The organism is Streptomyces exfoliatus, assembly GCF_000725545.1.
GTDB lineage: Bacteria > Actinomycetota > Actinomycetes > Streptomycetales > Streptomycetaceae > Streptomyces > Streptomyces exfoliatus.
In genome coordinates this window covers 450,984-463,680 of the sequence record NZ_JNZP01000001.1, presented here as the reverse complement: position 1 = coordinate 463,680, position 12,697 = coordinate 450,984, and the positions used below count along the sequence as shown (strand labels likewise).

Sequence of the window (12,697 nt, the reverse complement as noted above, 5' to 3'; positions counted from 1 at the left end):
TCGTGGAGGACCCCGGTGTGCGCTGCTCCCGTGTCGTACCGCCCCGAGGACCGTCGTACCGCCCCGTGGGACGTCGTACGGTCCCGAGGGGCTACGAGTCGGTCGGCCTCGGCCTGGAGCCGCGCGAGCCGCCCGAGCCGCCCGCGCTCCGCGAGCGCCCGGCGCCCGGCGCCTGACGTCCGGCGCGACCGGCACCGGACGCGGCTCCGCGCCCGCCGCCCGCACCGGCGCCCCGGCCGGAGCCCGCGCCACGCCCGGTACCACCGGTGGAACCGGCGGCGCGGCCCGAGGAACCGGCGGCGCGGCCCGAGGCCGTGCCGGTGGCTCCGGAGCGAGCGGAGCCGGAGCCCGTACCGGCCGTCCCGCCGGCGGGGGCCGGACGGCGGCGGCGACGGCTGCCACCACCGCTGCCGCTGCCCGCGGCGCCCGTCGCCTTGCGGGGCGGGGTCGGCTGCGGGGTCTCGATGACGACCGGGACGCCCGAGGGCTCCCGCGCGCCGGTCAGCTCGATCAGCTGCTCGTCGCTGGACTTGATCTGCGCCGTACGGGGGCTGATGCCCGCGTTCGTCATCAGCCGGCCCATGTCGCGCTTCTGCTCGGGCAGGACCAGGGTGAAGACGCTGCCGGACTCGCCGGCGCGGGCGGTGCGGCCGCCGCGGTGCAGGTAGTCCTTGTGGTCGATCGGCGGGTCGACGTTCACGACCATGTCGAGGTCGTCGACGTGGATGCCGCGCGCCGCCACGTTCGTCGCGACGAGCGTGGTCACCTGGCCGGTCTTGAACTGGTCCAGGGTCCGGTTGCGCTGCGGCTGCGAACGTCCGCCGTGCAGGCCGGAGGCCCGTACGCCGTTGGCGAGGAGCCGCTTGACCAGCCGGTCGACGGACCGCTTGGTGTCCATGAAGAGGATCGTCCGGCCGTCGCGGGCCGCGATCCGCAGGGTGACGGCCTTCTTGTCGGTCTCGTCGGCCACGTACAGGACGTGGTGCTCCATGGTGGTGACCGCGCCGGCCGACGGGTCGACCGAGTGGACGACCGGGTCGTCGAGGAACATCTTGACGAGCTTGTCGATGTTCTTGTCGAGGGTGGCCGAGAACAGCAGCCGCTGCCCGCCCGGCTCGACCTGCTTCAGCACCTTCGTGACCTGCGGGAGGAAGCCCATGTCGGCCATCTGGTCGGCCTCGTCGAGAACCGTGACGGCGACCTGGTCGAGGCGGCAGTCGCCCCGCTCGATGAGGTCGTGGAGCCGGCCGGGGGTGGCGATGAGGACCTCGGCGCCGCGCCGCAGCGCGGAGGACTGCCGGCTGATCGACATGCCGCCGACGACCGTGGTGATCCGCAGCCGCAGCGCGGAGGCGTACGGCGTGAGGGCGTCGGTCACCTGCTGGGCCAGCTCGCGCGTGGGCACCAGGACGAGCGCGAGCGGCGCCGTGGGCTCGGCGCGGCGGCCCGCGGTCCTGGCGAGGATCGCGAGCCCGAAGGCGAGGGTCTTCCCCGATCCGGTACGCCCGCGGCCGAGCACGTCACGGCCGGCCAGCGAGTTCGGCAGGGTCGCGGCCTGGATCGGGAACGGCTCCGTGACGCCCTGCTCACCCAGGGTCCGCAGCAGGCCCTCGGGCATGTCGAGGTCGGCGAAGGCGGCCACCGCGGGCAGCGCGGGCGTCACCGTCTCCGGCGGCGTGAACTCGCTGGGCGGCGGCGGCGCGGTGGGACGGCGCCCTCCGCGGGAGGCCTTCGGCTGTGACGTGGACTTCGCCTGGGCGGTGCGGGGGCTGCGCTTGTGAGGGCGTTCGGAGCGGGTCATGCGTGCCTTTCTGGCCGGTGCTCGCGGCACAGCGGGGGCCCGCACCTGCACGGTGCGGGCCCCGGCTGCTCTACCCGGAACACGCGATACGGGCTCCGGATGTCTACCGGAACACGTGATACGGGCCCCGGATGTCTCTACCGGAACAATAGTGCGCCCGGGAACCTTCCCGCCCCTCCCGACCGATGCCCGGACGGATCAGACCTGCCCAGGGCGGTGCGACGTGGGCGACCTCACAGCCCGCCGGCCTCTCCCCCCGGCCGGGCCGGGCGTACGGCGACCCCGTCGAGGACCATCGACAGGTACTGGCGGGCGATCTCCTCCGGGCTGTGCCGGCCGCCGGGCCGGTACCAGGACGCGGCCACCCACACGGTGTCGCGGACGAAACGGTAGGTGAGGCGGACGTCGAGGTCGGCGCGGAAGACTCCGGCCGCGACGCCCCGCTCCAGGGTCCCGAGCCAGGCCTTCTCGAACTTGTGCTGCGAGTCGGTGAGGTAGTGGAAGCGGGGCTGGTCGGTGAGGTGCCGGGACTCCTTCTGGTAGATGGCGACGGCGGCGCGGTGCCGGTCGATCTCGCGGAAGGACTCGGTGACCAGGGCCTCGATCGTCTCCCGGGGGCCGAGCCCGGCGGCGAGGACGGCGTCGTACCCCTGCCACAGCTCGTCGAGGAAGGTGGAGAGGATCTCGTCGAGCATCGACTCCTTGGAGTCGAAGTGGTAGTAGAGGCTGCCGGCGAGCATCCCGGCGGCGTCCGCGATCTTGCGGACGGTGGTGGCGTTGTACCCCTGGGCGGCGAACACCTCGGCCGCCGTGTCGAGGAGTTCGCGGCGCCGCTCGGGCGCGGCGCTCGCCTGGGTCTTCTTCTTGGTCGCTGACACACGCCCATTCTGGTCCTACGCGGGCGGCACCCGGCGCGGTGGGCTGTCGTCGTTGCCGCGCCGGTACGTCCGGGTCGGTCGCCCCCGCGCCCAGCTGTGGAGGACCATCTCGTGCCCGTCCACCCAGGTCCGTACGACCTCGGTCGGCTCCACCCGGAAGAGGTGGAACGGCAGGGGCGCGCCCGCCTCGGCCGCGTACCGGTCGACGGTCGCCGGGTCGGTGACCTCGACCGCCCGCCCGGAGACGCGGACGTCGCCGCCCCCCATGTCGGTGCCGGAGCCGGGGTTGGCGAGCAGGGCGAATCGGGGGTCGCGGCGCAGGTCGAGGGCCTTGCGGGAGTTCGGCATCATGCCGAGCCAGAGTTCGCCGAAGCGGAAGTCGGCCTCGATGCCGCTGAGCCGGGGCGAGCCGTCCTTGCGGACGGTGGCGAGGGCGTGGTGGGTGTACTGCCCGAAGCGTGCGCGGACGGTCGCGGCGAGTTCGGGTTCGGCGGCCTCGAAGGCGGACCAGGTGGTTCCGGTGTCTCCCATACGACCAGGAGACACCGGATACCCGACAGCCACTGTCCGGATTACTCCGGACGTTCCCGGGAGCCGGCCGCCTCAGGAGGTGGCGGCGCGCTCCGCCGCGTTGCGCTCGACGCAGAACTCGTTGCCCTCCGGGTCCGCCAGGGTCGCCCAGCCGGTGCCGTCAGGGTTCCTCCGGTCGTCGACGAGGGTGGCGCCGAGGCCGAGCAGCCGCTCGATCTCCTCGTCGCGGGTGCGGTCCTGCGGCTGGAGGTCGAGGTGGACGCGGTTCTTCACCGTCTTCGCCTCGGGCACCTGGATGAAGAGGAGGTCGGCACCGGCCGACACGACCTCGGGGTCGCCGACCCCGTCCTCCGCGGTGACCTCGGCGTCGAGGACCTGCGCCCAGAAGGCGGCCAGGGCGTGGGCGTCGGCGCAGTCGATGGTCACGTGTCGTACGAGAGAAGTCATGGGTCTCATGATCGCCCGCGTGCCGCGCCCGGGACCACCGCTTTCCCGCCGGTCATTCCTCGGGGGCTAGGGCCTCTCGTTTGGATCATGCCGGGCTCGCGGGGTCCGGCACCGCACCTCGCCGCGTTGTCGTCGGTTCCCATGGCTCCGCCATGGCGCCCTCCTCCGCCTTGCGAAGCACGGCACCAGACCCCACTCCCTGATCCGGCCTGATCCAAACGAAAGACCCTAGGGGTGTCCTGTCGGTGAGCCCGGCCTGATCGGCGAGACACCCCCTAGGGTCTGCCCTCGGTCGCCGCCACGAGCGCCGCGAGGGAGGAGCGGGTGCCCTGGAGGTCGTGGATCTCCTCGTCGATGGCGTGCAGCCGGGCGACGAGCACCGGGCTGAGGCAGGGTTCGATCTCCGCCTCGCTGCCGCAGACGCAGTCCAGGACCTCGGCGATGACCCGGGTCGGCAGCCCTGCGCCGAGCAGGGCCCGGACGCGGCGGACGAGGGCGGGGGCGTCGGGACCGTACAGCCGGTGCCCGCCGGGGGTGCGCTCGGAGCCGAGGAGGCCCTGCTCCTCGTAGTAGCGGAGCAGCCGTACGCTCACCCCGGTCTCGCGCGCCAGTTCACCGATCTTCACGGCGCCCCCCGGGGGAAGTGGGCGGTTTCATGAGCGGACGATGCCCTGGTTCCGGGCGGCGGTGAGCCAGGCCGGGAAGTCGGCGACGACCCGGTCGTACAGCTCCGCGTCCGGGATGCGGCTCGGGTCCTGGCCGGCGTGGAAGAAGCCGGAGTTGTCGACGGGGCGCTTCGCGGGGACGGCCAGCTCGTCGAGCCTGCGCAGGAACTCGAACTGGCGGCTGGTGGGGTCTCCGAAGCCGATGAACTGCCAGAAGAGGGGCAGCCGGGCGGCCTTGCACACGTACCGCTCGGCGGCGAGCTTGTTGATCGGCCCGCCGTCGGTCTGGAAGACGACGAGCGCGGGCGCGGTGGAGCCGCTGTCGAGGTAGTGGTCGATGACGGCGTCCATGGCCAGGTGGTAGCTGGTCTTGCCCATGTGGCCGAGTCCGGCGACGATCCGGTCGATCCGGCCCGCGTGGTCGTCGAGCCGGATGTCGGTCTCGGCGTCGATGTCGGTGGAGAAGAAGACGACCGGCACGCGTCCGTCGTCGTCGAGCTGTGCGGAGAGCCCGAGGACACGGTCGGCGAGGGCCTGGACGGCACCGCTCCTGTAGTACGGCTTCATCGACCCCGAGTAGTCGACGACGAGGTAGACGGCGACGCGCTGCCCGCTGATCCCGTGCCGCTGGAGCGAGGCGCCGGCCTCCTTGTAGAGGTTCACCAGGGCGGGCGCGGTCTCCTCGACCTTCCGCAGGCTCAGTGCCATGGACGTGTCCCCCTCCGACGGGTCGCCGGGAACCCCGGCGGCTGTGGCGGCCCCGGCCCCCTCGCCGTCTTCCCCTCCGCCACGAACGGCAGTCTACGGGCGGGCCGTCGACGGTGTCCGGAGCTGTGGACGGCCTCTGGCGACGGCGACGGTCTCCGGAACTGTCGACGGTCTCCGCAGCTCCCCCGGGACGCGCATCGGCGCCCACCCAGTCGTCCGGTCGGGGACATTCGGGGGGCGCCGCGCTCAGTTCCGTACGTCGTTGTACGGGACGTCTCTGGGGTGATCCGGCGGGATCAGACCGTCAGCGAACGGTCCGTCGGGCGGATCGGGGCCGGCAGGGAGCTGGCTCCGGTCAGGTAGCGGTCCACGCCACGGGCGGCGGAGCGGCCCTCGGCGATGGCCCACACGATGAGGGACTGGCCGCGGCCCGCGTCACCGGCGACGTACACGCCGTCGACGTTGGTGGCGAAGTCCGCGTCACGGGCGATGTTACCCCGCTCGTCGAGGTCCAGACCAAACTGGGCGACCAGGCCGTTCTCCACGTCCGTGCCGGTGAAGCCCATCGCGAGCGTGACCAGCTGGGCGGGGATCTTGCGCTCCGTGCCCGGCTTCTGGGTCAGCTTGCCCGCGACGAACTCGACCTCGACGAGGTGGAGGAACTGGACGTTGCCGTCCTCGTCGCCCTCGAAGTGGGTGGTGGAGACGGAGTAGACCCGCTCGCCGCCCTCCTCGTGCGCGGAGGTGACCTTGTACAGCATGGGGAAGGTCGGCCAGGGCTGGCCGGCGTTACGGTCCTCGCCCGGTCGGGGCATGATCTCCAGCTGCGTGACCGAGGCCGCGCCCTGGCGGTGGGCCGTGCCGACGCAGTCGGCGCCGGTGTCGCCGCCGCCGATGACGACGACGTGCTTGCCCTCGGCGGTGATCGGCGGGGTCACGAAGTCGCCCTCGACGACCTTGTTGGCGAGCGGCAGGTACTCCATCGCCTGGTGGATGCCGTTCAGCTCGCGGCCGGGGACGGGCAGGTCGCGGGCGGTGGTGGCGCCGGCGGCGATGACCACGGCGTCGAACCGCTTGCGCAGGTCCGTCGACGTGAGGTCGCGGCCGATCTCGATGCCGGTGCGGAACTTGGTGCCCTCCGCGCGCATCTGCTCGATGCGGCGGTTGATGTGCCGCTTCTCCATCTTGAACTCGGGGATGCCGTAGCGCAGCAGGCCGCCGATGCGGTCGGCGCGCTCGTACACGACCACGGTGTGGCCGGCCCGGGTCAGCTGCTGTGCGGCGGCGAGACCCGCCGGGCCGGAGCCGATGACGGCGGCGGTCTTGCCGGAGAGGCGCTCGGGCACCTGCGGCTTGACGTCGCCCCCGTCCCAGGCCTTGTCGATGATGGAGACTTCGACGTTCTTGATGGTGACGGCCGGCTGGTTGATGCCGAGCACGCACGCGGACTCGCAGGGAGCCGGGCACAGGCGGCCGGTGAACTCCGGGAAGTTGTTGGTGGCGTGCAGGCGTTCCTGCGCCGCCGACCAGTCCTCGCGGTAGGCGTAGTCGTTCCACTCGGGGATCAGGTTCCCGAGGGGACAGCCGTTGTGGCAGAACGGGATGCCGCAGTCCATGCAGCGGCCGGCCTGCTTGCTGATGATCGGCAGCAGGGAGCCGGGAACGTAGACCTCGTTCCAGTCGCGGACGCGCTCGGCCACGGGGCGGGTCTCGGCGACCTCGCGACCGGTGGTCAGGAAGCCCTTGGGGTCAGCCATGGGTCGCCGCCTCCATCATCTTCTCGGTGGTCTCGGCCTCGGAGAGACCGGCGAGCTCAGCGGCGTCCTTGGCGGCGAGCACTGCCTTGTACGTGGTGGGGATGATCTTGCTGAACCGGTCCGCGTTCGCGTCCCAGTCGGCGAGGAGCTTCTCGGCGACCGTGGAGCCGGTCTCCTCCTGGTGACGGCGCACGACGTCGTGCAGCCACACCTTGTCGGAGTCCGACAGGGCCTCGATCGCGCCCAGGTTGCCGGAGTTGACGTTGTCCCGGTCGAGGTCGACGACGTAGGCGACACCGCCCGACATGCCGGCCGCGAAGTTGCGGCCGGTCTCGCCGAGGACGACCGCCGTACCGCCGGTCATGTACTCGCAGCCGTGGTCGCCCACGCCCTCCGAGACGACCAGGGCGCCGGAGTTGCGGACGCAGAAGCGCTCGCCGGTGCGGCCGCGGAGGAACAGCTCGCCGCCGGTGGCGCCGTAGCCGATGGTGTTGCCCGCGATCGTCGAGTACTCGGCGAGGTGGTCGGCGCCCCGGTCGGGGCGGACGATCACCCGGCCGCCGGAGAGTCCCTTGCCGACGTAGTCGTTGGCGTCGCCCTCCAGGCGGAGGGTGACACCGCTCGGCAGGAAGGCGCCGAACGACTGGCCGGCGGAGCCGGTGAAGGTGATGTCGATGGTGTCGGCCGGGAGGCCGGCGCCGCCGAACTTCTTCGTCACCTGGTGGCCGAGCATGGTGCCGACCGTGCGGTTGATGTTGCGGATGGCGACCTGGGCGCGGACCGGCTGGGCCTCCTCGGCGGAGGCGGCGCCCAGGGCCTCGGCGGCGAGCTGGATCAGCTCGTTGTCGAGGGCCTTCTCCAGGCCGTGGTCCTGCTCGATCACGGCGTGGCGGACCGCGCCCTCGGGCAGCTCCGGCACGTAGAAGAGCGGCTCCAGGTCGAGACCCTGCGCCTTCCAGTGGGTGACGGCGCGGCTGGTGTCGAGCAGCTCGGCGTGGCCGACGGCCTCTTCGAGGGTGCGGAAGCCCAGCTCGGCGAGGAGCTCGCGGACCTCCTCGGCGATGAACTCGAAGAAGTTGACGACGAACTCGGCCTTGCCGGAGAAGCGGTCGCGCAGGACCGGGTTCTGGGTGGCGATGCCGACCGGGCAGGTGTCCAGGTGGCAGACGCGCATCATGACGCAGCCGGAGACGACGAGCGGCGCGGTCGCGAAACCGAACTCCTCGGCGCCGAGCAGTGCGGCGATGACGACGTCGCGGCCGGTCTTGAGCTGGCCGTCGGTCTGGACGACGATCCGGTCGCGCAGGCCGTTGAGCAGCAGGGTCTGCTGGGTCTCGGCGAGGCCGAGCTCCCAGGGGCCGCCCGCGTGCTTCAGGGAGGTCAGCGGGGAGGCGCCCGTTCCGCCGTCGTGGCCGGAGATGAGGACGACGTCCGCGTGGGCCTTGGAGACACCGGCGGCGACCGTGCCGACGCCGACCTCGGAGACCAGCTTCACGTGGATGCGGGCGACCGGGTTGGCGTTCTTGAGGTCGTGGATCAGCTGGGCGAGGTCTTCGATGGAGTAGATGTCGTGGTGCGGCGGCGGCGAGATGAGGCCGACGCCGGGCGTCGAGTGACGCGTCTTGGCGACCCACGGGTAGACCTTGTGGCCGGGCAGCTGGCCGCCCTCGCCGGGCTTGGCGCCCTGGGCCATCTTGATCTGGATGTCGTCGGCGTTGACCAGGTACTCGCTGGTGACGCCGAAGCGGCCGGAGGCGACCTGCTTGATGGCGGAGCGGCGCGTCGGGTCGTAGAGGCGGTCCGGGTCCTCGCCGCCCTCACCGGTGTTGGACTTGGCGCCCAGCTGGTTCATGGCGACGGCGAGGGTCTCGTGCGCCTCCTTGGAGATGGAGCCGTACGACATGGCGCCGGTGGAGAAGCGCTTGACGATCTCGGAGACCGGCTCGACCTCGTCGAGCGGGATCGGCTCCCGGTCGGTGGAGAAGCCGAAGAGGCCGCGGAGCGTCATGAGGCGCTCGGACTGCTCGTTCACCCGCTCCGTGTACTGCTTGAAGATGTCGTACCGCTTGTTGCGCGTGGCGTGCTGGAGGCGGAAGACGGTCTCCGGGTCGAACAGGTGCGGCTCGCCCTCGCGGCGCCACTGGTACTCGCCGCCGATGTCCAGGGCGCGGTGCGCCGAGGGGACGCCGGAGACGGGGTACGCCTTGGCGTGGCGGGCGGCGACCTCCTTGGCGACGACGTCGAGGCCGGCGCCGCCGATCTTGGTGGCCGTGCCGTTGAAGTACGTGGCGACGAAGGTCTCGTCGAGGCCGACGGCCTCGAAGACCTGGGCGCCACGGTAGGAGGCGACGGTGGAGATGCCCATCTTGGACATGACCTTGAGGACGCCCTTGCCGAGGGCGTAGATCAGGTTCCGGATGGCCTGCTCGGGCTCCAGGCCCTCGATGAAGGTGCCGGCGCGGACCAGGTCCTCGACGGACTCCATCGCGAGGTACGGGTTGACCGCCGCGGCGCCGTAGCCGATGAGCAGGGCGACGTGGTGGACCTCGCGGACGTCACCGGCCTCGACGAGCAGGCCCACCTTGGTGCGCTGCTTGGTGCGGATGAGGTGGTGGTGGACGGCCGCGGTGAGCAGCAGCGAGGGGATCGGGGCGTGCTCGGCGTCGGAGTGCCGGTCGGAGAGCACGATCAGGCGGGCGCCGCCCTCGATGGCGGTGTCGGCCTCGGCGCAGATGTCCTCGATGCGGGCGGCGAGGGCGTCGCCGCCGCCTGAGACCCGGTAGAGACCGGAGAGGGTGACGGCCTTCATGCCGGGCATGTCGCCGTCGGCGTTGATGTGTATGAGCTTGGCCAGCTCGTCGTTGTCGATCACCGGGAAGGGCAGCGTGACGCTGCGACACGACACCGGGGTCGGCTCCAGGAGGTTGCCCTGGGGGCCGAGGGAGGAGCGCAGGGAGGTCACGAGCTCTTCGCGGATGGCGTCGAGCGGCGGGTTGGTGACCTGCGCGAAGAGCTGGGTGAAGTAGTCGAAGAGCAGCCGGGGGCGGGCGGAGAGGGCCGCGATGGGCGAGTCCGTGCCCATGGAGCCGAGCGGCTCGCCGGCGGTGCGGGCCATCGGGGCGAGGATGACGCGGAGTTCTTCCTCGGTGTAGCCGAAGGTCTGCTGGCGGCGGGTGACCGAGGCGTGGGTGTGCACGATGTGCTCGCGCTCGGGGAGGTCGGAGAGCTCGATCTCGCCGGTCTCCAGCCACTCCGCGTACGGGTGCTCGGCGGCGAGGGCGGCCTTGATCTCGTCGTCCTCGACGATGCGGTGCTCGGCGGTGTCGACGAGGAACATCTTGCCGGGCTGGAGGCGGCCCTTGCGGACGACCTTGGCGGGGTCGATGTCGAGGACGCCGACCTCGGAGGAGAGGACGACGAGGCCCTCGTCGGTGACCCAGTAGCGGCCGGGGCGCAGACCGTTGCGGTCGAGGACCGCGCCGACCTGGACGCCGTCGGTGAAGGTGACGCAGGCCGGGCCGTCCCAGGGCTCCATCATCGTGGAGTGGTACTGGTAGAAGGCGCGGCGGTCCGGGTCCATGGTCTCGTGGTTCTCCCACGCCTCCGGGACCATCATCAGGACGGCGTGCGGCAGCGAGCGGCCGCCGAGGTGGAGCAGCTCCAGGACCTCGTCGAAGGAGGCCGAGTCGGAGGCGTCGGGGGTGCAGACCGGGAAGATGCGGTCCAGCGAGCCCTCGCCGAAGACGTCGGAGGCGAGCTGGGCCTCGCGGGCGGTCATCCAGTTCCGGTTGCCCTTGACGGTGTTGATCTCACCGTTGTGGGCGACGAAGCGGTACGGGTGGGCCAGCGGCCAGCTCGGGAAGGTGTTGGTGGAGAACCGGGAGTGGACCAGGGCCACGGCGGTGGCGCAGCGGCGGTCCGACAGGTCCGGGAAGAAGGGCTCCAGCTGGCCGGTGGTCAGCATGCCCTTGTAGACGATGGTGCGGGCGGAGAGCGACGGGAAGTAGGTCGCCGCCTCGCGTTCGGCGCGCTTGCGCAGCACGAAGGCCTTGCGGTCCAGCGCGATGCCGGTGGCGGCGCCTTCGGCGTCCGCGACGAAGAGCTGGCTGAAGACCGGCATGGTGGAGCGGGCGGAGGCGCCGAGCAGCTCGGGGGCGACGGGGACCTCGCGCCAGCCGAGGACGTTCAGGCCTTCTTCGGACGCGATCGTCTCGATCTGCGAGACGGCCTGTGCGGAGCCGTCGGCAGGGAGGAACGCGATGCCGACGGCGTACGCGCCGGCCTCGGGGAGCTCGAATCCGGCGACCTCGCGCAGGAAGGCGTCCGGGACCTGGAGCAGGATGCCGGCGCCGTCGCCGGAGTCGGGCTCGGAGCCGGTGGCGCCGCGGTGTTCGAGGTTGCGCAGTACGGTCAGCGCCTGCTCGACCAGCGCGTGGCTTGCTACACCGGTGAGGGTGGCCACGAACCCGACACCACAGGCGTCGTGCTCGTTACGGGGGTCGTACATTCCCTGCGGAGCAGGGCGACCGTCCATGGGCGACCAGGCGTCGGAACGCATCGGCTCTCCCGTCGTCGTCGTGGCTGGGGGCACCTCCCAGACCACGTCTGGGGGAGCTGCTGCCGAGGGACGACGCTGGCCCTCCGCGAAATTTCGTGCAGGTTACATGATGGCTGGCTTCTCGCGAAGCGGATAGCTCATTCCAACATGCGGACACCACCGACACGGAGCGGTGGCGCGGGTTCACCTATGGGGTGCGGGCACGGATGCCGTCCCGCGGGGGACGGATCGGGGTGGCCCGGATGATCTCGGGCCTACGGCGACCCGTCACTGTGTGGGCTTCGTTGCCCAGCGACGCTCATGCCTCATTCCCGTTGGTCACGGGTTCGAAACCGCCGGGTAACCGGCTACATATGTGGCGTCCTGCATAGTGTCTCATCGCTGCCGTGGTTCGGACCAGGGATATACGTCACAGCCATTCCGCCCCTTTCCTCCCACAAGGGTGCCCTGAAATGCCGGAAAGGCCCCTTGGAGGGGCCTCTCGGGCGTCTCTGCGCGTACGGAATCCGTTCCTGGCGCCTGCCGGGCTACAGCGCGGCCCCGAGGAGCATGCCGAGGCCGTAGGTGACGGCCGCGGCCGCACCGCCCAGGACGAGCTGGCGCAGCCCGCTGAAGAGCCAGCCGCGGGCGGTCACCCGGGCCACGAGGGCTCCGCAGGCGAAGAGGCCCAGGAGCGCGAGCAGCACGGCCGGCCAGAGCGAGGTCGCCCCGAGCAGGTACGGCAGTACGGGCAGCAGCGCGCCGAGCGCGAAGGAGCCGAAGGACGAGACGGCGGCGACCATCGGCGACGGCAGGTCGTCGGGGTCGATGCCCAGCTCCTCGCGCGCGTGGATCTCCAGGGCCTGCTCGGGGTCCTTCGACAGCTGCATCGCGACCTCGCGGGCGAGCGCGGGCTCGACACCGCGGGAGACGTAGAGCGCGGCCAGCTCCTCCATCTCGTCGGTCGGGTGCTTGCGCAACTGCCGACGTTCGACGTCCAGTTCCGCCTGGACGAGCTCGCGCTGGGAGGCGACGGAGGTGTACTCGCCGGCGGCCATGGAGAAGGCTCCGGCCGCGAGGCCGGCGAGCCCGGTGATGACGACGGTCTGCGGGGAGACCGAGCCTCCGGCGACGCCGGTCATCAGGGCGAGGTTGGAGACGAGGCCGTCCATCGCGCCGAACACGGCGGGACGCAGCCAGCCGCCGTTGACGTCCCGGTGCGTGTGGTTGTCGCGGTGGGCCTCGTGCAGTGGTGCCTGAGCTTCGATGATGGACATGGCTCTCCCCTCGTTCCGGCGGGCCGGGTCGCACCCGCTGCCCCCAACATCCTCGAAAATACGCGCGATGTAAGGGGCGCGCCAGCAAGGCAGGCC

General features: G+C 71.6%; 9 protein-coding genes. All 9 read right to left on the bottom strand.

Translation table 11 applies throughout. The features are described from left to right. Nucleotides 1-91 precede the first annotated feature (91 nt). The 9 genes from IO20_RS0102135 to IO20_RS0102095 all read right to left on the bottom strand — a co-directional run bounded on the left by IO20_RS0102135 (nucleotide 92) and on the right by IO20_RS0102095 (nucleotide 12,601). Nucleotides 92-1,801 (bottom strand): DEAD/DEAH box helicase, encoded by a 1,710-nt coding sequence (locus IO20_RS0102135; protein ID WP_030547226.1) that lies wholly within the window; start codon nucleotides 1,799-1,801, stop codon nucleotides 92-94. Between the two features lie 233 nt (nucleotides 1,802-2,034). Then, nucleotides 2,035-2,679 (bottom strand): TetR/AcrR family transcriptional regulator, encoded by a 645-nt coding sequence (locus IO20_RS0102130; protein ID WP_030547228.1) that lies wholly within the window; start codon nucleotides 2,677-2,679, stop codon nucleotides 2,035-2,037. A gap of 15 nt (nucleotides 2,680-2,694) precedes the next feature. Further along, nucleotides 2,695-3,210: a pyridoxamine 5'-phosphate oxidase family protein gene (locus IO20_RS0102125; protein ID WP_030547230.1), complete on the bottom strand. Its 516-nt coding sequence runs from the start codon at nucleotides 3,208-3,210 to the stop codon at nucleotides 2,695-2,697. Between the two features lie 72 nt (nucleotides 3,211-3,282). Then, the gene (locus tag IO20_RS40195) at nucleotides 3,283-3,657 is read right to left on the bottom strand and encodes a VOC family protein (RefSeq protein ID WP_030547232.1); all 375 of its coding nucleotides are present in this window, start codon (nucleotides 3,655-3,657) and stop codon (nucleotides 3,283-3,285) included. Between the two features lie 275 nt (nucleotides 3,658-3,932). Further along, on the bottom strand, nucleotides 3,933-4,283 hold the full coding sequence (locus tag IO20_RS0102115) for a MerR family transcriptional regulator (RefSeq protein WP_030547234.1): 351 nt from the start codon (nucleotides 4,281-4,283) through the stop codon (nucleotides 3,933-3,935). A gap of 27 nt (nucleotides 4,284-4,310) precedes the next feature. Further along, a complete protein-coding gene (locus tag IO20_RS0102110) occupies nucleotides 4,311-5,030 on the bottom strand; it encodes a VWA domain-containing protein (protein WP_030547237.1) in 720 nt (239 codons plus the stop codon). Nucleotides 5,031-5,326: 296 nt separating this feature from the next. Next, nucleotides 5,327-6,787, bottom strand: a complete 1,461-nt coding sequence (locus IO20_RS0102105; protein ID WP_030547239.1) for a glutamate synthase subunit beta — start codon at nucleotides 6,785-6,787, stop codon at nucleotides 5,327-5,329. After that, nucleotides 6,780-11,345, bottom strand: coding sequence for a glutamate synthase large subunit (gene gltB / locus IO20_RS0102100; RefSeq protein ID WP_030547241.1), 4,566 nt, complete (start codon nucleotides 11,343-11,345; stop codon nucleotides 6,780-6,782). The genes IO20_RS0102105 and gltB overlap by 8 nt, the downstream gene beginning before the upstream one ends. Nucleotides 11,346-11,872: 527 nt before the next feature. Then, the gene (locus tag IO20_RS0102095; RefSeq protein WP_030547243.1) at nucleotides 11,873-12,601 is read right to left on the bottom strand and encodes a VIT1/CCC1 transporter family protein; all 729 of its coding nucleotides are present in this window, start codon (nucleotides 12,599-12,601) and stop codon (nucleotides 11,873-11,875) included. Between the last annotated feature and the right edge of the window lie 96 nt (nucleotides 12,602-12,697).

What these genes read in the sequence shown, in the direction of transcription:
- IO20_RS0102135 (WP_030547226.1), bottom strand. Translation starts at nt 1,801, where the DNA reads ATGACCCGCTCCGAACGCCCTCACAAGCGCAGCCCCCGCACCGCCCAG.
- IO20_RS0102125 (WP_030547230.1), bottom strand. Translation starts at nt 3,210, where the DNA reads ATGGGAGACACCGGAACCACCTGGTCCGCCTTCGAGGCCGCCGAACCC.
- IO20_RS40195 (WP_030547232.1), bottom strand. Translation starts at nt 3,657, where the DNA reads ATGACTTCTCTCGTACGACACGTGACCATCGACTGCGCCGACGCCCAC.
- IO20_RS0102110 (WP_030547237.1), bottom strand. Translation starts at nt 5,030, where the DNA reads ATGGCACTGAGCCTGCGGAAGGTCGAGGAGACCGCGCCCGCCCTGGTG.
- IO20_RS0102105 (WP_030547239.1), bottom strand. Translation starts at nt 6,787, where the DNA reads ATGGCTGACCCCAAGGGCTTCCTGACCACCGGTCGCGAGGTCGCCGAG.
- gltB (WP_030547241.1), bottom strand. Translation starts at nt 11,345, where the DNA reads ATGCGTTCCGACGCCTGGTCGCCCATGGACGGTCGCCCTGCTCCGCAG.
- IO20_RS0102095 (WP_030547243.1), bottom strand. Translation starts at nt 12,601, where the DNA reads ATGTCCATCATCGAAGCTCAGGCACCACTGCACGAGGCCCACCGCGAC.